Origin of the sequence: Streptomyces sp. AA4 (assembly GCF_000158875.1) — a bacterium.
GTDB lineage: Bacteria > Actinomycetota > Actinomycetes > Mycobacteriales > Pseudonocardiaceae > Amycolatopsis.
Genome location: NZ_GG657746.1, coordinates 2,295,513 through 2,313,253, shown reverse-complemented (window position 1 = coordinate 2,313,253; position 17,741 = coordinate 2,295,513). Strand labels below are relative to the sequence as shown.

Below are 17,741 nucleotides of genomic sequence, written 5' to 3'. Positions count from 1 at the left end.
GCGGCCGTCAGCATGCCTTGAGCCATCCGGCTGCCTCGACGGTGATGGGATGGGTGTCGCCGAGGGTCGCTTCGAGCCCGGCCACCACGGACTCCAGCTCTGCTGCGGCACCCGCCCGGTCGCCGCGTTGGGCGGCGGCTCGGGCCAACGTCGCGCGGAGGCCGAGCACCTTGGGGTGTCCCGCAGGCCAGGCACCGGCGGCCAATACGGTTCGGGCGGCGTGCTCGGCTTCGTCCAGATTGCCGCTCTCCACACCGGCTCGCGCGAGCGCGCCGCGGAGGACCAGCGCGCCTCGGCCGCGTGCTTCGCCCAAGGCTTGGCGAAGCAGGTCGGCCGCCTCGCTTGCTTGCCCTGCTTTCAGGAGCACGGCCGCCAGGAATTCCGCCAGCTCCGGCCGCTTCTCGAACAGCTCGCGCATCGGCGCGATCGCCGGCCCTGGATCACCGGTTTCGGCTTGCACCACCAGCCGAAGTCCGCGGATCCCGTCGCGGTGCTTGTCGGTGTCGCAGAGCGAATCCTCGTCGGACAGCATTTGTTCGACCGCCTCGTAGCGGTTCAGCGTGCGCAGCATCGTGATCTTGCGGCGGCGTCCGGCTTTCGTGCGAGGGTGCGCCGGGCCGACTTCGGCTGTGCAGTAGTCGATGTGGGCGTCGAGCACCGCCAGCGCGTCCTCGTATTGCGCTGCGACGCCGTAAGCTTCCGCGAGGAGCAGCTGGGTATGGAACGTCCCTGGCTGGCGCGCGCCCCAGGTTTCCTCGAACGCCTCCGCGGTGCGCTCCAGCAGCGGGATCGCCTCCGCCGGACGGCCCTGCGAAGTCTGGCAATACGCCAGATTCGCCCACGCGGCAAGGGTGTTCGGCCCACGCGGGCCGAAGGTATCCGTCAACGCGGGGATGAGGTCCGCGTAGTGCTGTTCCGCGGCCGCCCAGTTCTCGTTCTTGAGCAGCAACTGGCCCAGGAGGAGCCGCCGACGCAGGTTCGGCGCGCTGTTCGGGTTACGCGCCTTCGCGAGGGCGGCCTGCAGCGCGGCGACCTCGTCAGCCGGCTCTGGCTTCGTGCGGAAGAGTCCCACTCGGACAGTCTGCCCGCCCCGGGATCGCACCTGGGCGTCGGTTGCGACTAGGACGACGCCGAGCCGGTACCGCAGCGCGTCTTGCGCAGCCGCGCGATTTCGGTCGCCGGGTTCGCCCGGAAAAGCGCCATTGCCGTCCCCCGCCCGGTTGGTGTGTTCCGGACGCCGCAAGCCCCCGGGAGTGTGCCGTGCCCCACTCGACCGGGCCACTGCACTGGTTACCGACCGGTAACAAGGGCTAGGGTGCGGGCAGGAACACTCTCGACTTCCAGGAGCATTCGTGGCCGCACCAGCTACGCCGCCGCTCGCGCCCACCGCGCGAGGGGTGCGCAACGTCGTCTTCGTCGAAGGGGTACGCACGCCCTTCGGCAAGGCGGGCGACAAGGGCATGTACGCCGGGACCCGGGCGGACGACCTCGTCGTCAACGCCATCCGCGAGCTGCTGCGGCGGCATCCGGAGCTGCCGCCCGAGCGCGTGGACGAGGTGGCGATCGCCGCGACGACGCAGATCGGCGACCAGGGCCTGACCATCGGCCGCACCGCGGCGCTGCTCGCCGGGCTGCCGAAGTCCGTCCCGGGCTTCGCGATCGACCGGATGTGCGCGGGCGCGATGACCGCGGTGACCACCACCGCGAGCGGCATCGGCTTCGGCGCGTACGACATCGCCATCGCCGGCGGCGTCGAGCACATGGGACGCCACCCGATGGGCGAGGGCGTCGACCCGAACCCGCGGATCGTCGCGGACAAGCTGGTCGACCCGACCGCGCTCGTGATGGGCCAGACCGCGGAGAACCTGCACGACCGGTTCCCGGAGATCACCAAGGAGCGCACGGACGCGTTCGCCGCGCGCAGCCAGGAAAAATACGCCGAGGCGGTCAAGACCGGCAAGATCGGCCCGGAGCTGGTTCCGGTCGCCACGCGCAGCAAGGAACTCGGCTGGGGCCTCGCGACCGAGGACGAGCCGCCGCGCCCGGGCACGACCGTCGAGCAGCTGGCGAAGCTGAAGACGCCGTTCCGCCCGCACGGCCGGATCACCGCGGGCAACGCGGCCGGCCTCAACGACGGCGCGACCGCGGCGATCCTCGCCGACGAGGACACCGCGCGCGAGCTCGGCCTCCCGATCGGAATGCGACTGGTCGGCTACTCGTTCGCCGGCGTCGAGCCGGAGGTCATGGGCATCGGCCCGGTGCCGGCCACCGAGAAGCTGTTCAAGCGCACCGGCCTGTCCATCGACGACATCGGCCTGTTCGAGATCAACGAGGCGTTCGCGGTGCAGGTGCTCGCGTTCCTCGACCACTTCGGCATCGCCGACGACGACCCGCGCGTCAACCAGTGGGGCGGCGCGATCGCGTGCGGCCACCCGCTGGCCTCGTCCGGCGTCCGGCTGATGACGCAGCTGGCGCGCCAGTTCTCCGAGCGTCCCGACGTGCGCTACGGCCTCACCACGATGTGCATCGGCATCGGCATGGGCGGCACGGTGATCTGGGAAAACCCGGCCTACAACGGCGCCGAGGGGGCGAAGTAATGACTTTCACCGCTGAAGAGGCGAAGGCCGCGTTCCCGGACGAGGTCGTGACCAACGCGGTCACCAACCTGGTCAAGGTCCCGGGGCTGGACAAGCCGGTCGCGCTGATCACGCTGGACAACGGCCACGACCACACCCGGCCGAACACCTTCGGACCGCAGGGTCTCGTGGCGCTGAACTCCGCGCTGGACGAGGCGTTCGCCGCCGAGCCGGCCGCGATCGCGGTCACCGGCAAGCCGTTCATTTTCGCGGTCGGCGCTGACCTTTCGGGCGTCGAAGCGGTGTCGGACCCGAAGCTGGCGCGGGAGATCGCGCAGACCGGGCACGACGTGTTCCGCCGGCTCACCGAGTCGAAGATCCCGACGTTCGGGTTCGTCAACGGCGCGGTGATGGGCGGCGGGCTCGAACTCGCGCTGTCCTGTCACTACCGGACGCTGTCGGACAACACCGCGGCGATCGCGTTCCCCGAGGTGTTCCTCGGCCTGTTCCCGGGCTGGGGCGGCACGCAGCTGCTGCCGAACCTGATCGGCCCGGACGCCGCCGTCACCGTGATCATCGAGAACGCGTTGGCGCAGAACAAGATGCTGAACGTGCGCAAGGCCGCTGAACTCGGCATCGTCGACGAGGTCTTCGGTTCCGCGGACTACCTCGAGCAGTCGCTGCTGTGGCTGGCGAAGGTCGTCAACGGCGAGATCACCCCGGCCCGCCGGGAAATCGACCGCGGCGCGGAGTGGGACGCGGCGATCGCACGTGCCAAGTCCATCGTGGACGGTCGCACGCACGGTGCCTCGCCGGGCGCGACCAAGGCGGTCGAACTGCTGGAGCTGGCGCGGGAGAACGACCTCGACCGCGGATACGCGGCGGAGACCGACGGGCTCGCCGAGCTGCTGATGTCGGACGTGCTGCGGGCTGGGCTGTACTCGTTCAACCTGGTCAACAAGCGGGCCAAGCGGCCGGCCGGCGCGCCGGACAAGTCGTTGGCGCGCAAGGTGAACAAGGTCGGCATCGTCGGCGCGGGCCTGATGGCCAGCCAGCTGGCGCTGCTGTTCGTGCGCCGCCTCAAGGTGCCGGTGGTGCTCACCGACGTCGACCAGGCGCGCATCGACAAGGGCGTGGGCTACGTCCACGAGGAGATCGACAAGCTGCTGGCCAAGAAGCGCGTGTCCCCGGACGGCGCGAACCGGCTGAAGGCTCTGGTGACCGGCTCGCTCGACAAGGCCGCGTTCGCCGACGCGGACTTCGTGATCGAGGCCGTTTTCGAAGAGCTGGGCGTGAAGCAGCAGGTGTTCGCCGAGCTGGAGCAGCACGTCTCCCCCGAGGCGATCCTGGCCACGAACACGTCCTCGCTGTCGATCACCGCGATGGCCTCGAAGCTGCAGCACCCGGAGCGCGTGGTCGGCTTCCACTTCTTCAACCCGGTGGCCGTGCTGCCGCTGCTGGAGATCGTGCGCGGCGAGAAGACCGACGACGCGGCGCTGGCGACGGCGTTCTCGGTCGGCAAGCAGCTGAAGAAGTCGAGCGTGCTGGTGAAGGACGCGACGGCGTTCGTCGTGAACCGGCTGCTGCTGCGCTTCCTCGGCGAGGTGCTGGTGGCGGTGGACGAAGGCACGCCGTTCGAGGTGGCCGACTCCGCGCTGGAGCCGCTCGGCCTGCCGATGTCGCCGCTGAACCTGATGCAGCTCGTCGGCCCGGCCATCGCGCTGCACGTCGGCGAGACGCTGCACGGCTCGTTCCCGGACCGCTTCACGGTGAGCGAGAACCTGGAGAAGTTCGTGAAGGCGGGCAAGAAGGGCGTCTGGACCTGGGACGCGACCGGCACGCCGTCGGTCGACCCGGAGGTCGCCGAACTGTGGAAGCAGGGCGACAACCCGTCGACCGCCGAGCAGGTCCGCGACCGCGCGCTGAACGCGATCGCCGAAGAGGTCCGGATCATGCTCGACGAGGGCGTGGTCGCGGAGGCCCAGGACATCGACCTGTGCCTGATCCTCGGCGCGGGCTGGCCGTTCTGGCTGGGCGGCATCACGCCGTACCTGGACCGCTCGGGCGTGTCGGAGCGGGCCAACGGCAAGCGGTTCCTCTCCCAGGGAGTCGCTTCGGTTCCGGCGTAACGCCTTGGCGGAGCCGCCCCGTGTTCGTGCGGCCCGGCTCCGCCGTGAACCCGGACACACCGAGCGCTTCGTGACCTTCCGGGCACCAGCCGTTCACCGCTGCCCCATAGCGTCCTGCCGAATCTTCGGAGCAGGTCAGGAGCAGGATGAACAGCACGAACCCGGACGGTGTCGGCCGTCGCGGATTCTTCAAGCGCGCCGGGCTCGTCGGCGCCGTCGCGGCCGGGGCCCCGGTGCTGGCGTCGGGTCAGGCCGATGCCATGGACCTCGATCTGGGGCTCGACCTCGGGATCGATCTCGACTGGCTGTTCGGCCGCCGCTACCAGTGGGTCGTCGGCGATCACCACACGCACAGCCAGTATTCGTACGACGCGATGTACCCCATCGACCGGATCGCCGCCGGCGCGCGCGAGCATGGCGCGAAGTGGATCGTTTTCACTGATCACGGGCACGCGACGCACGAGAAGTCGTCGGTGGAGCCGACCAGCCGCGACGTGCTCGCCGCGCAGCGAAGGCATCCGGATCTGCTGCTGTGGCAAGGCATGGAATGGAACGTGCCGGGCGCCGAGCACGCGACGCTGTTCTTCCAGGCCGGACGCGACCAGGCGACCGTGCTGCGCGAATTCGAGCGCAATTTCGACTGGCGGCTGACGGATTCCGAATCCTCCAGCCCGGAGCACGAAGCGTTGGCGCTCAAGGGTTTGCGGTGGCTGGCCGAGCAGGAACGCAAACGCCGGATCCACGCGCCGGTCGTCCTCATCAACCACCCGCTGCGCAACGGCCGCGTGTCGCCGCACGAACTGCGCAACTACCGCGACACCGCGCCGGGAATCGTGATCGGCATGGAAGGCGCACCGGGTGCGCAGGCCGACGGATTCCCCAAGCCGCAAGGCAATGGCGGCGCCAGGGGCGGCTACGGCAACAACCCCGGCGGCAACTCGTGGCCCGGCTTCCCGGCCGAGGCGTACCGCACGTTCGGCGGCTGGGACTGGACGACGGCGAAGGTCGGCGGTCTGTGGGATTCCCTGCTGGCCGAAGGAAAACCGTGGTGGATCACCACGAACTCCGATTCGCACTACAACCGCGGCGACCATCTGGTGCGGCCGTCGGTGCCGGACGGCTGGTACGAGCAGACCGGCAAGTACCCGGACCCGGTGGACAGCGGGGTTCCGCAGTTGTCCGCTCCGTACGCGGATTTCTACCCCGGCGAGTTCAGCCGCACCGTGGTCGGCGTGCGGCGGCCGGGTTTCGAGGGCGTACTGGAAGGCCTGCGTGCGGGCCGGATCTGGCTGTCCCACGGCGGTTTGGTGCAGCAGCTGGAAGTCGGCGTCGCTGGCGGCGGCGACTGCACGACGTTCGGCGGACGCCTGCGCGTGCGGCGGGGCTCGACGGTGACGGTCGTCGTGTCGGCGGTGACCGCGTACCGGCCGAACGGCTCGGGTTCGGTGCCCCGGCTCGGTCGGCTGGACCTGATCTCGGGCCCGGTCACCGGCCCGGCGGCGGATCGCGACACGATGACCGCGCCGGGTACGCGGGTGGTGGAGTCGTTCACCCCTTCGCGGGGCTATGCCGGGCGGCGGGTGACGTTCAAGCACACGTTCCGCAACGTGCGGGAGCCGTTCTATGTGCGGGTGCGCGGAACGGACGGGAACCGGCACGTCGCCGGCGGGATCGAGCCCGCGATGGACGTGATCGGGCAGGCGAATCCGTACGAGGACCTTTGGCTGTACGGGAATCCTACGTTCGTGGACGTCCACTGAGGACAGTGCGCCCGGCAGGCGCGGTTTCGGCCGCGTCTGCCGGGTTCAGATCTCGACGACCTCGACCAGCCGATCCAGGCCCACGAAGTCCTTGAGGTTCCTGGTCAGCAGCGGGATCTGCTGCGCCGCCGCGGTCGCCGCGATCTGCAGGTCCGTCCGGCGGGGACGCGGATCCCGCCCGAACCGCCGGACCAGTCCCGCGCCCGTGCCGTACATCTTGGCTTCGTCGACGCCGAACGGCAGCACCACGAACTGGTCGAGAGCACGGCGATAACGCTCGACCCGTTCCGCGAGCCGGACGGGATCTTCGGTGACGAGTCCGTAGGCCAGCTCCGCGACGGTCACCGAGCTGATCGCGGGAACCGCGGACGCGTACGAGCCGAGGTCGAGCCGTTCGAGGTCGATGACCACCGAGGTGTCGAGCAGCACCCGGGCCGGAGCGGTCACCGGTCTTCGCCGGGATCGCCGAGGCGGTCCGGCCCGAAGACGGCGTCGTCGGCTTCCCGCTCGCGACGCCATTCGGCGCTGTCCATCGGCGGCAGCCCGCGGAAAGCTTCCTGGATCTCGCCGAGCGTCCGGTCTCGCCGCGGTTCCTCCGGGGCGCGGTGCGGCACCAGGTCGGCGACCGGCTTTCCGTTGCGCGTCACCACGAACGACTCGCCCGCCGCCACCCGGCGCATGATCTCCGCGTTGTCGTTGCGCAGCTCTCGCTGGCCGATTGCGGACCCCATAGCCAGGATTGTAGCACCTTTTCCCTTAAGTGCTACACCAGTGCTACACCGACGGGAGCCGCACCGTCACCGCCAGCCCGCCCCCGACCACCGGTTCCGCGGACACCGTTCCGCCGTGGGCCTGCACCGCCGCCCGCACGATCGACAAGCCCAGCCCTGCCCCGGAACGCGCCGTCCGGGCCACCCCGGCTCGGCGGAACGGCTGGAACAGTTCCGGCACCGCCGCCGGGTCCAGGAGGCCGCCCGACGAGCGCACCCGCAGCGTCGACCATTGCGCTCCAGGCTCGGTCGTCACCTCGATCCAGCCGCCGTCGACGTTGTGCCGCACCGCGTTCTCGACGAGATTCCCGGCGATTCGTTCCAGCAGCGCCGGATCCCCGATCGCGGGCGACGGCTGCATCGCGAAATCCGCGCGCAGGCCCCGTTGTTCGGCTTCGCCGCGGACCGCGGACCACGCCCGTTCCACGAGCACCGTCAGGTCGACCAGTTCCCGCGTCGCCAGGCCCGCTCCGTCGGTCCTTGCCAGCAGCAGCAACGAATTCACCAGCTGCCCGGCCCGGTTCGTCGCGTCCAGGACCACCCCGGCCATGCGGCGGAATTCGGCCTCGTCGGCGTTTTCGTCGGACAGCGTGACGTCCAATTCCGTGCGGATCACCGACAGCGGCGTACGCAGTTCGTGGCTCGCGTTGGCCACGAAATGCCGCTGCGAATCGAACGCGTCCTGGAGCCGGTCGAGCATGTCGTCGAACGTCCGGGCCAGCTCGGCCAGCTCGTCGCGCGAGCGGATCTCGCCGATGCGTTCCCCCATCGACTCGATCGACAGCCGTTGCGCGGTGCCGGTGATCTCGCGCAGCGGACGCAGCACACGGGAGGTGAACGTCCAGGCCAGGATCGCCGCCGCGGCCACCACGAAGAAGAACGCCAGCGAGCCGAAGATCAGCACCCGGGTGACCGCGTGCGTGCGCAGATGCTGCGCGAGCGTGGACGCGTCCACGTCGTTCCCGTCGACCCGCACGATGGTGCCCGGCGGCATGTGCGGCACGGCGTCGACCGCGTCGCCGACGAGCGTCCAGGCCAGCCACAGCAGGAGCAATCCCGCCGCGGCGACCAGGACGGTCGCCAGGACGGTGACGCGCACCCGCAGGCTGCGGGCACCGGGAAGCTTCACTCGGAACCGGCGACCGACACCCGGTAGCCCGAGCCGACCACGGTCTCGATGATGCCCGGTTCGCCGAGCTTCTTCCGCAAGGTCATCACGGTGACCCGGACGGTCGTGGTGAACGGGTCGGCGTTCTCGTCCCACACCCGTTCGAGCAGTTCCTCGCTGCTGACCACGGAACCCCCGGCGGACAGCAGCACCTCGAGCACGCCGAACTCCTTGCGGGTCAGCTCGACCGGCCCGCTCGCGCGCCGGACGGTGCGCTTCGCCGGGTCCAGCTCGACGTCGCCCGCGGTGAGCAGCGGCGGCGCGGCGGGCGTCGCGCGGCGGCCCAGCGCCCGCACGCGCGCGACCAGTTCCGGGAACGCGAACGGCTTCGCGAGATAGTCGTCCGCGCCCAGGGACAGCCCGTCCACCCGGTCGGACACCGAACTGCTCGCGGTCAGCATCAGCACGCGCGTCAGCTCGCCGGACGTCACGATCTCCCGGCACAGGTCGTCGCCGGACATCCCGGGCAGGTCGCGGTCGAGCAGCACCACGTCGTACCGCGTGACGGACGACTTCTCGTGCCCGTCGTCGCCGGTGAGCGCGATGTCGACGGCCATGCCCTCCCGCCGCAGCCCGCGGGCGATCGCGTCGGCCAACGGCTCTTCGTCTTCGACTACCAGAACTCGCACCAGACCACAATCCCATAGTTTCCTGAGAGCACCTGAGAAGCCTCAGTGGACACTCGCGTTCACGCCCACCGCAAGGCGAACCACAGGCGCATCCGCGTTTCCGGGTCGGCCAGCTCGACGTCCAGCGCCCGCTCCACCTGCCCGATCCGGTGCCGCACGCTGTTGCGGTGCACGCCGAGTTCGGCGGCGGTGCGGTCCCAGCTTCCGTGGTTCGCCAGCCAGGTCCGCAGCGTCGGCACCAGCTCGGGGTTCGGTGGTGCGCGGTCCAGCTTCCCGAAGCGGGGCCAGCAGCCGTTCGGCGAACGCGCCGGCCGCGGCGGGCGGGATCAGCTCGTCGAAACCCAGCGAGTCCGCGCTGGGGGGCCCAGGAAAGGAGCACAGGTGCGGCGGGCCGCGGGCCAAGGGAGCAATTTCGGTCCTCCGCTCCGCGACGGCGGCGGGGAGGTCCGCCGCGGCGTGGGGCGAACTCGCGACCGCGAGCCAGCCGTGGTCGAGGAGGCCGTCCAGGTCGCCGAGTTCGCCGGCGATGGCGTAGAACCGCGGGCCGGGCAGGACTTGGACCAGCGGGGTGTCAAGCCGGGCGCGCAGCCAGTCCGGTCGCCGGGCGAGCGCGTCCGGGCCTCGCCGGCGGGCGACTCCGGCGACGAGCCGGGCCTGGTCGCTGCCGACGACTCCGGCGAGCGCGTCCGCGCCCGGGCCGCCGAGCAGCAACGCCGTGGCCGCCGCGCCGAGTTCCGCGCTGTCCGATCCGGCGCGGCCGACGAGGCCCAGCAGCGCCGCGCCGACGGCCAAGATCGCCCGGTCTCCGCTGTCGAACCGCTGCGCCCGGCCGACCACGACCAGGTGCGCGGCGGTCGCCTGCGGATACACCGGCTGCGCGACGACGTGTGTGCCGTCCGGCAATTCAGTGGACGCGATGCGGATTCCGGAGCGGGCGCGCAAGGTCGCGAGCAATTCCTTCACTGGGGACGGCAACGGCTGCGGCGCGTCGTAACCCGCCGCCAGCACGTCCCCGGCCCCGACCATCGCGACCCATCCGCGCAACCGTCCGGCGAGCGCGGCGACCAACTCCCCCAGGCCGCCGCCAGCGGCTCGTGTCAGCGCTTCGCGGCCTTCCGCCAATCTTCGTTCTTCGTGCCGTCCCGCCTCGGCGAGCGCGACCGCGACGGCACGGTTGATCGCGAGGAACGGCGTCGCGGGTGGCACCACCAGCAGCGGCAGTCCGTGTTCCGCGCAGGCGTCGCGCAATGCGGACGGCAGGGTCTCCGAGACCGTCGGGGTGAGGCCGAAGCCGAGCGCGGTGACGCCCGCCTCGCGCAGGCCCCGGACGTAGCGGTCGGCGTCCTCCGGCAGGTTCACGCCCGCGGTCAGCACGAGTTCGGCGCCCACCAGGTACGGCGCGGGGTCGGCCAGTTCGCTGACGTGCGCCCACCGCACCGGCCGGTCCAGCGCGCCCGGACGCAGCGTTTCCGGCACGACGTCGAGCGCCAGCTCCGGGTTGCCCGCGACGGTGCGTAGTGGGACTGTCACCTCTGCGGGCAACAGCACGTCCGGGTGGGTCATTTCAACCAATCTCCAGTGAAGTCCTGGATACATCGTCCCATGCCGTCGCGGGGTCGGCCGACCCTACGGTGTCCCGCAAGAACCCACCCCGTTTCAAGGAGGACCCGTGGGCGGCGACTATGCGGTGATCGCGCTGTACATCGCGGGCATGATCGGGGTCGGCTGGATAGGCCTCCGGCTGGCCAAGACCAAATCCGACTACCTGGTCGCCGGACGGCGGCTTGGCTGGTTCATGTACTCCGGCACGATGTCGGCCGTCGTGCTCGGCGGCGCGTCGACCGTCGGCGGCGTGAAGCTCGGCTACACCTACGGCATCTCCGGCGCGTGGCTGGTGATCACGATCGGCGCCGGGATTCTCGTGCTGCACGCGGTTTTCGCGCGGAGGCTGGTGAAACTGCGCGTCTACACCGTCGGCGAGATGCTCGACCTGCGCTACGGCGGCCGCGCGAGCGCGGTGTCCGGCGTGGTGATGTGGGGCTACACGCTGATGCTCACGGTCACCTCGACGCTGGCGTTCGCGTCGATCTTCAAGGTGCTGTTCTCGATCCCGAGCTGGGCCGGGATCGCGATCGGCGGGTCGATCGTGGTGCTGTACTCGGTGCTCGGCGGCATGTGGTCCATCACGCTGACCGACATCGCGCAGTTCGTGATCAAGACGATCGGCATCCTGTTCGTGCTGCTGCCGGTCGCGCTCGTGTCGGCGGGCGGCTTCAGCGGGATGGCCGAGAAGCTGGACGCGTCGTACTTCGAGTTCACCTCGATCGGCGGCGAGACGATCCTGACCTACTTCCTGATCTACACGTTCGGGTTGCTGATCGGGCAGGACATCTGGCAGCGCGTGTTCACCGCGCGCACTCCGCGCGTCGCGACCGGCGGCGGCGTCATCTCCGGCGTCTACTGCCTCGTCTACGGCATCGCGGGCGCGCTGATCGGTACGGCCGCGAAGGTGCTGTACCCGGACCTCGGCAGCGCGCAGGACGCCTTCGCCACCATCGCCGAACGGCTGCTGCCCACCGGCGTACGCGGTCTCGTGCTCGCGGCGGCTCTCTCCGCGCTGATGTCGACTTCGAGCGGCGCGCTCATCGCGTGCGCCACGACGACGACTTCGGATCTGCTGCGCAAGGTCGGCCTTAAGAGTGGCGAGGTCTTGCGTAACCGAGTGACGACACTTGTGCTGGGCATCGTGGCCATCGGTATCGCAATGCTCGTGGACGACGTCGTCAACGCGCTCACCATCGCGTACGACATCCTCGTCGGCGGCCTGCTCGTGACGATCATCGGCGCGCTGTTCTGGAAGCGCGGTACTCGCGAAGGCGCGTACGCGTCGATGGTGGCCGGCACGGTGTCCGTCATCGCCTTCATGTTTATCGACGGGGTTGCGGCCAACAGTCCGATCTATTGGGGCCTCGGCGTCAGCCTGATCGTGTACGTCGGCGTCAGCCTCGCGACACCGCGTACGCCGGACAGCATTCTTTCCGTGTGGACACAACGTCTTCACGGCTCCGAAGCCGCTGAAGATCTCAGCGCAACCGAAACCCGACAGGAGTTGCCCCAGTGAGTGAACAGCGTCCGGTCGGCCCGCTCGACTCGTCGCAGATCCCGCGCTTCGCCGGCTTCGCGACCTTCGCGCGGCTGCCGCGGATCGACGAGGTGCCGAGTGCCGACGTAGCCGTGGTCGGCGTGCCGTTCGACTCCGGCGTGTCGTACCGCCCCGGCGCGCGGTTCGGTCCTTCAGCGCTGCGCGAGGCCAGCCGGCTGCTGCGGCCGTACCACCCGGCTCTGGACGTTTCGCCGTTCGCCGAGAAGCAGGTCGTCGACGCCGGTGACATCGCGGTCAACCCGTTCCACATCGGCGAAGCGATCGAGAAGCTGCAGCAGGAAGCCGAAGCGCTTACTGCGGGCGAAACGAAGCTGGTGACCGTCGGCGGTGACCACACCATCGCGCTTCCGCTGCTGCGCGCGGCGGCGAAGAAGCACGGTCCTGTTGCGCTGCTTCACTTCGACGCTCACCTCGACACCTGGGACACCTACTTCGGCGAGCCGTACACGCACGGCACGCCGTTCCGTCGCGCGGTCGAAGAAGGCATCCTCGACACCAGCGCGGTGTCGCACGTGGGTACGCGCGGCCCGCTGTACGGCAAGCGCGACCTCGAAGAGGACCGTCGTCTCGGCTTCGGCATCGTGACCTCCGGCGACGTACTGCGTCGCGGCATCGACGAGACCGTGGACGCTCTTCGCCAGCGCATCGGCGACCGTCCGCTGTACGTGTCCGTCGACATCGACGTGCTCGACCCGGCGCACGCGCCCGGCACCGGCACCCCCGAGGCGGGCGGCATGACCAGCCGCGAACTGCTGGAGATCCTGCGCGGCCTGCGCGGGCTCAACCTGGTCGGCGCGGACGTCGTCGAACTGGCCCCGGCCTACGACCACGCCGAGATCACCGCGGTCGCCGCTTCGCACGTCGCTTACGACCTGGTCAGCCTGCTGGCGCTGGGACGCGGCGCATGACCCGGATCGGCGGCGACGTTGTCGTAGAGACGCTGCGGGCGCTCGGTGCGGACACCGTGTTCGGCCTGCCCGGACAGCACGCGCTCGGCCTGTTCGAGGCGCTGCGCCGGGCCGAGGACCTGCGCGTGGTCAGCTCGCGGGTGGAGAACAATCTCGCCTTCGCCGCGGACGGCCACGCGCGCGCCCGGCTCGCCGCCGATCCGCACGGCCCGGTGCCGGTCACGCCGATGATCGTGTCGACCGGCCCCGGCGCGCTGCTCACGCTGGCGTCGCTGCAGGAATCGCGCGCGGCTTCGGTCCCGGTGCTCGGGATCTCGAGCCAGATCCCGGTCGCCGGGCTCGGCGGCGGACGGCACGGTTACCTGCACGAACTGCCGGACCAGCAGGCCAGCTTCCGCGATGTCGTGAAGTCGGTGCACGTGGTCCGGTCGATCAGCCAGATCCCGACCGCGCTGCGCGAGGCGTGGGCATCCGCCGCGACCGCGCCATACGGACCGGTGTGGGTGGAAATCCCGCAGGACGTGCTGCTCGCCCCGGCGAACCTGCCACAGCTGACGAGCGTGACCGCCGCCCCGGCACCGCTCGAACCGTTGCCGGAGCTGGTCGCCGAGGCCGCGAAACTCCTTGAAGCCGCGAAGAATCCGGTGATTCTCGCCGGTGGCGGTGCCCTGCGCTCCGGCGCGCACGAGGAGCTACGCCAGCTCGCTGAAACCCTGCGCGCGCCAGCGGTCTCGACGTTCGGCGGCAAGGGTGTTTTCGCCTGGGACCACGAACTGTCCGCGCAATCGTGGATGGAAGACTGGCACACCACGGAATTCCTCTCCGCTGCGGACGTCCTGCTGGTGCTCGGCTCCGGGCTGGGCGAGCTGTCCAGCAACTACCGCGAGTTCGCGCCGCGCGGCCAGGTCGTGCAGGTGGAAGCGGATCTCGGGAAGCTGGAGTCGAACTACCCCGCGCTCGCGCTGCACGCCGACGTCCGGCTCACCCTTCGCGCGCTGCTCGACCAGCTCACGCCGCGTACCCCGGACGGACGCGCCGAAGCCGCGGTGAAGGAGCTGCTCGCCCGCGTCGAGTCCAGATTGGACAGTCAGCCGCTGACGCTGGAACGGAAGCTGATCGACGACATCCGCGCCGCGCTTCCCGAAGGCACGCAAACCTTCTGGGACATGACGATCGCGGCTTACTGGGCGTGGTCGGCGTGGAATCCGGACGGCGCGCCGATCCACACCGCGCAGGGTGCGGGCGGCCTCGGCTACGGCCTTCCCGGCGCGCTCGGCGCCGCTGCCGCGGGCGTGCGGTCGCTGGCTGTTTCCGGCGACGGCGGCGCGATGTACGGACTGGCCGAGCTGGCCACCGCCGTGCAGCACCAGCTCGACGTGACCTGGCTGGTGATCGACGACGGCGGCTACGGCATCCTGCGCGAATACCTGACCGGCGCGTTCGGCCAGACCACCGCGACCGAACTGCCGAGGCCGGATTTCGGCGCGCTGGCCGCATCGTTCGGCATCCCCGCCCGGAAGACCACTGTGGACAGTGTCCGCGCCGATCTCGCCGACGCGCTGCGCACCCCCGGCCCGTCGGTCGTCGTGCTTCCCGCGCTGCTGAAGATGTTCGCCCCAACTCACTTGGAGCACTCATGACCCACGTCCGCAACTTCGTCGGCGGCGCTCTGGTCGACACCCCCGACACCGAGGCGACCCTCGAACTGACCAACCCGGCCACCGGCAAGGTCTTCGGCGCCAGCGTCGTGTCCCGGAGGAACGAAATCGACCTCGCGATGGAGTCGGCGGCGCGCGCGTTCCAGTCGTGGCGGCGCAGCACTCCCGCGCAGCGCCAGGAAGCCCTGCTCAAGATCGCCGACGCGCTGGAAGCCCGCGCGGAGGAGTTCGCCGACGCCGAGGTCCGCGAGACCGGCAAGGTCCGTTCGGTCGTGCTGGACGAGGAAATCCCCGAGTGCGTGAGCACGCTGCGGTTCTTCGCCGGTGCGGCGCGGCAGCTCGAAGGCACCGGCGCGGGCGAGTACCTGGCCGGGCACACGTCGGTGATCCGCCGCGAGCCGATCGGCGTGTGCGCGCAGATCGCCCCGTGGAACTACCCGCTGATGATGGCCGTCTGGAAGATCGGCCCGGCGCTCGCCGCGGGCAACACCGTCGTGCTCAAGCCCGCGGAGACCACGCCGTCCACCGCGGTGCTGCTCGCCGAAATCGCGGCGGAATTCCTGCCGCCGGGCGTGTTCAACGTGCTGTGCGGCGACCGGGAAACCGGCCGCGCGCTGGTCCGGCACCCGCACACCGACCTGGTCTCCATCACCGGCTCGACGCGCGCCGGCATCGACGTGGCCACCGTCGCCGCGGCCGATCTCAAGCGCACCCACCTGGAACTGGGCGGCAACGCTCCCCTGCTGGTCTTCCCGGACACCGACCTCGCCGACACCGCAGAGCGGATCGCCGACGCCGCGTTCTACAACGCCGGACAGGACTGCACGGCGGGCAGCCGCGTCTTGGTGCACGAGAGCGTCCACGACGAATTCGTTGCCGCACTGGCGAAAACGGCTGCCACCCGCCGTCCGGACGTCGACTACGGCCCGCTCAACAGCCGCGCCCAGCTCGACCGCGTGCTCGGCCTGCTGGAGCGGCTGCCGGCGCACGCCCGGGTCGAAACCGGCGGCACCGCGCCCGGGCCGGGCTTCCAGCTCGCGCCGACCGTCGTGTCCGGCCTCCGCCAGGACGACGAACTGGTCCAGGAGGAAATCTTCGCGCCGGTGATCACCGTCCAGCCGTTCGCCGACGAGGCCGAGGCGCTGGAGCTGGCCAACGGCGTCCCGTACGGCCTGGCTTCCTCGGTCTGGACGAACGACGTCGCCCGCGTGGCCCGGGTGTCGCGCGACCTCGATTTCGGCTGCGTGTGGGTGAACACGCACGGCCCGCTGACCGCCGAGATGCCGCACGGCGGGTTCGGCCATTCCGGGCACGGCAAGGACCTCTCGGCGTACTCGTTCGCCGAATACACCCGCGTCAAGCACGTGATGACGAGGTTCGAGTGATGAGCGACAAAGTCACCGAGGTCGAACAGCACGGCATCGCGCCGATCCCGCCCGCCGAACAGACCTCGCGGCCGCGCGACCTGTTCCGGCTCGCGTTCGGCGGGGCCAACACGTTCGCCACGATCATCCTCGGCACGCTGCCGATCGCGTACGGGCTGAGCTTCTGGGCCGCGCTCGCGGCGACTGTCGTGGGCGTGGTGCTCGGCGCGCTCGTGCTGTCCCCGATGGCCCTGTTCGGCCCGGTCACGCGCACCAACAACGCGGTTTCGTCCGGCGCGCATTTCGGCGTGGTCGGCCGGTGCGTCGGCTCGTTCCTGTCGCTGCTCACCGCGATCACCTTCTTCGCGATCTCGGTGTGGGTGAGCGGGGACGCGGTAGCCGGTGCGGCACAACGGCTTTTCGGCATCGACGGCGGTCCCGTCCTCCGCGCGGTCGCGTACGGCGTGATCGCGATCGCTGTCCTCGTCGTGTGCATTTACGGCTACCGCTTCATGCTGCTGGTCAACCGGGTCGCGGTGACGCTGGGCACGCTCATCATGCTCGTCGGGATTTTCGCCTACGGCGGTTCGTTCGACCCCTCGTTCGCCGGCAGCGGCAACTTCGCGCTCGGCACGTTCTGGCCGACGTGGATCCTCGCCGTGCTGACCGTGATGGCGAACCCGATCTCGTTCGGCGCGTTCCTGGGCGACTGGTCGCGCTACATCCCCGCGACCCACTCGCGCCGGTCGCTGCTGGCCGCGCCGTTCCTCGCCCAGCTCGCGACGTTGCTGCCGTTCGGCTTCGGCATCGCGACCGCGACGCTGGTCGCCGACCCGGCCGACTACGTGACCGGTTTGACCGCGATTTCCCCGCTCTGGTACGCGATCCCGCTGATCGTGGTCGCGCTGATCGGCGGTTTGTCCACCGGCACCACCGCCTTGTACGGCACCGGGCTGGACTTCAGCTCGATCTTCCCGCGCCTGTCCCGCGTGCGGGCGACGCTGCTGATCGGGACGCTGAGCGTGCTGTTCATCTTCGTCGGCAATTTCGTGCTCGACATGGTGTCCAGCATCAACGCGTTCGCGACGCTGATCGTGCTGTGCACGTCGCCGTGGATGGTCATCATGATGATCGGCTACGTGCAACGCCGCGGCTACTACGACCCAGCCGACCTGCAGGTGTTCAACGAGGGCCGCACCGGCGGCCGATACTGGTTCCACCGCGGCGTCAACTGGCGCGCGATGGCGGCCTGGCTCCCCGCCACCGCGCTGGGTCTGCTGTGCGCGAACACGCCGATGATCACCGGCCCGCTGGCGAACATCGCGGGCGGGGTGGACATCAGCCTGGTGGTGACGCTGTGCACGGCCGCGATCGCGTATCCGGTGCTGGTGAAGGTGTTTCCGGAACCGCGCGAGGTCTTCGGGCCTGCTCCGGCTATCGCCGCGGAAGCGGTGGCCGCCGAGGCGTGAACGGCGGGCGGCTCCGCCGAACTTCGTGCGGTTCCCCGGTGGCTCAGCAGGAACGTGACCGATCCCGGATCGGGCAAGCCCGCGATCGAGGCCAGCCCGTCCGGGACCACGGACGCTGAGAACAGGCCCCCGCTGAGCCTGGCCTCG

Annotated in this window: 14 protein-coding genes and 1 pseudogene; 8 read left to right on the top strand and 7 right to left on the bottom strand. The window is 70.2% G+C overall.

Annotated features, from left to right (window positions below):
- Nucleotides 1-7: 7 nt before the first annotated feature.
- Nucleotides 8-1,072 carry a tetratricopeptide repeat protein gene (locus SSMG_RS10855; RefSeq protein ID WP_199785870.1) on the bottom strand — a complete coding sequence of 355 codons (1,065 nt, stop codon included), beginning with the start codon at nucleotides 1,070-1,072 and terminating at the stop codon, nucleotides 8-10.
- Between the two features lie 325 nt (nucleotides 1,073-1,397).
- Here SSMG_RS10855 and SSMG_RS10850 point away from each other — a divergent pair, with 325 nt between their 5' ends.
- From SSMG_RS10850 to SSMG_RS10840, 3 genes are all read left to right on the top strand, one after another.
- The gene (locus SSMG_RS10850) at nucleotides 1,398-2,597 is read left to right on the top strand and encodes a thiolase family protein (RefSeq protein WP_037713282.1); all 1,200 of its coding nucleotides are present in this window, start codon (nucleotides 1,398-1,400) and stop codon (nucleotides 2,595-2,597) included.
- On the top strand, nucleotides 2,597-4,705 hold the full coding sequence (locus SSMG_RS10845; protein ID WP_009075623.1) for a 3-hydroxyacyl-CoA dehydrogenase NAD-binding domain-containing protein: 2,109 nt from the start codon (nucleotides 2,597-2,599) through the stop codon (nucleotides 4,703-4,705). Before SSMG_RS10850 ends, SSMG_RS10845 begins: the two co-directional genes overlap by 1 nt.
- A 146-nt stretch (nucleotides 4,706-4,851) precedes the next feature.
- The gene (locus tag SSMG_RS10840) at nucleotides 4,852-6,465 is read left to right on the top strand and encodes a PHP domain-containing protein (RefSeq protein WP_009075620.1); all 1,614 of its coding nucleotides are present in this window, start codon (nucleotides 4,852-4,854) and stop codon (nucleotides 6,463-6,465) included.
- Nucleotides 6,466-6,510: 45 nt separating this feature from the next.
- Here the strand turns inward: SSMG_RS10840 and SSMG_RS10835 are convergent, their stop codons facing one another.
- The 6 genes and pseudogenes from SSMG_RS10835 to SSMG_RS46785 form a co-directional block, all read right to left on the bottom strand.
- On the bottom strand, nucleotides 6,511-6,912 hold the full coding sequence (locus SSMG_RS10835; protein ID WP_037713280.1) for a PIN domain-containing protein: 402 nt from the start codon (nucleotides 6,910-6,912) through the stop codon (nucleotides 6,511-6,513).
- Nucleotides 6,909-7,196, bottom strand: coding sequence for a type II toxin-antitoxin system Phd/YefM family antitoxin (locus SSMG_RS10830; RefSeq protein ID WP_009075617.1), 288 nt, complete (start codon nucleotides 7,194-7,196; stop codon nucleotides 6,909-6,911). The genes SSMG_RS10835 and SSMG_RS10830 overlap by 4 nt, the downstream gene beginning before the upstream one ends.
- A 43-nt stretch (nucleotides 7,197-7,239) precedes the next feature.
- The gene (locus tag SSMG_RS10825) at nucleotides 7,240-8,364 is read right to left on the bottom strand and encodes a cell wall metabolism sensor histidine kinase WalK (protein WP_009075615.1); all 1,125 of its coding nucleotides are present in this window, start codon (nucleotides 8,362-8,364) and stop codon (nucleotides 7,240-7,242) included.
- Complete coding sequence (locus tag SSMG_RS10820; protein ID WP_009075614.1) at nucleotides 8,361-9,032, bottom strand: response regulator transcription factor; 672 nt, start codon at nucleotides 9,030-9,032, stop codon at nucleotides 8,361-8,363. Before SSMG_RS10820 ends, SSMG_RS10825 begins: the two co-directional genes overlap by 4 nt.
- Before the next feature lie 59 nt (nucleotides 9,033-9,091).
- Nucleotides 9,092-9,271: a helix-turn-helix domain-containing protein gene (locus SSMG_RS44270; protein WP_159396476.1), complete on the bottom strand. Its 180-nt coding sequence runs from the start codon at nucleotides 9,269-9,271 to the stop codon at nucleotides 9,092-9,094.
- Nucleotides 9,272-10,205: 934 nt separating this feature from the next.
- A pseudogene (locus SSMG_RS46785) lies at nucleotides 10,206-10,595 on the bottom strand (PucR family transcriptional regulator ligand-binding domain-containing protein); the annotation flags it as partial.
- 106 nt (nucleotides 10,596-10,701) lie between these two features.
- On the opposite strand from SSMG_RS46785, the gene SSMG_RS10810 reads away from it, so the two are divergent.
- The 5 genes from SSMG_RS10810 to SSMG_RS10790 are packed head-to-tail and all read left to right on the top strand — an operon-like array spanning nucleotide 10,702 to nucleotide 17,594.
- Nucleotides 10,702-12,153, top strand: a complete 1,452-nt coding sequence (locus SSMG_RS10810) for a sodium:solute symporter (RefSeq protein ID WP_009075609.1) — start codon at nucleotides 10,702-10,704, stop codon at nucleotides 12,151-12,153.
- On the top strand, nucleotides 12,150-13,103 hold the full coding sequence (gene speB, locus SSMG_RS10805; protein WP_009075607.1) for an agmatinase: 954 nt from the start codon (nucleotides 12,150-12,152) through the stop codon (nucleotides 13,101-13,103). The genes SSMG_RS10810 and speB overlap by 4 nt, the downstream gene beginning before the upstream one ends.
- On the top strand, nucleotides 13,100-14,743 hold the full coding sequence (locus SSMG_RS10800; protein ID WP_009075605.1) for a thiamine pyrophosphate-binding protein: 1,644 nt from the start codon (nucleotides 13,100-13,102) through the stop codon (nucleotides 14,741-14,743). Before speB ends, SSMG_RS10800 begins: the two co-directional genes overlap by 4 nt.
- Entirely contained in the window at nucleotides 14,740-16,146 is a 1,407-nt protein-coding gene (locus SSMG_RS10795; protein ID WP_009075603.1) for an aminobutyraldehyde dehydrogenase, read from the top strand. The genes SSMG_RS10800 and SSMG_RS10795 overlap by 4 nt, the downstream gene beginning before the upstream one ends.
- Nucleotides 16,146-17,594, top strand: a complete 1,449-nt coding sequence (locus SSMG_RS10790; protein ID WP_009075600.1) for a cytosine permease — start codon at nucleotides 16,146-16,148, stop codon at nucleotides 17,592-17,594. Before SSMG_RS10795 ends, SSMG_RS10790 begins: the two co-directional genes overlap by 1 nt.
- The last annotated feature ends 147 nt before the right edge of the window (nucleotides 17,595-17,741 follow it).

Excerpts from the sequence above, each read along its gene's own strand:
- SSMG_RS10845 (WP_009075623.1), top strand. The coding sequence starts at position 2,597 with ATGACTTTCACCGCTGAAGAGGCGAAGGCCGCGTTCCCGGACGAGGTC.
- SSMG_RS10840 (WP_009075620.1), top strand. The coding sequence starts at position 4,852 with ATGAACAGCACGAACCCGGACGGTGTCGGCCGTCGCGGATTCTTCAAG.
- SSMG_RS10830 (WP_009075617.1), bottom strand. The coding sequence starts at position 7,196 with ATGGGGTCCGCAATCGGCCAGCGAGAGCTGCGCAACGACAACGCGGAG.
- SSMG_RS10800 (WP_009075605.1), top strand. The coding sequence starts at position 13,100 with ATGACCCGGATCGGCGGCGACGTTGTCGTAGAGACGCTGCGGGCGCTC.
- SSMG_RS10795 (WP_009075603.1), top strand. The coding sequence starts at position 14,740 with ATGACCCACGTCCGCAACTTCGTCGGCGGCGCTCTGGTCGACACCCCC.
- SSMG_RS10790 (WP_009075600.1), top strand. The coding sequence starts at position 16,146 with ATGAGCGACAAAGTCACCGAGGTCGAACAGCACGGCATCGCGCCGATC.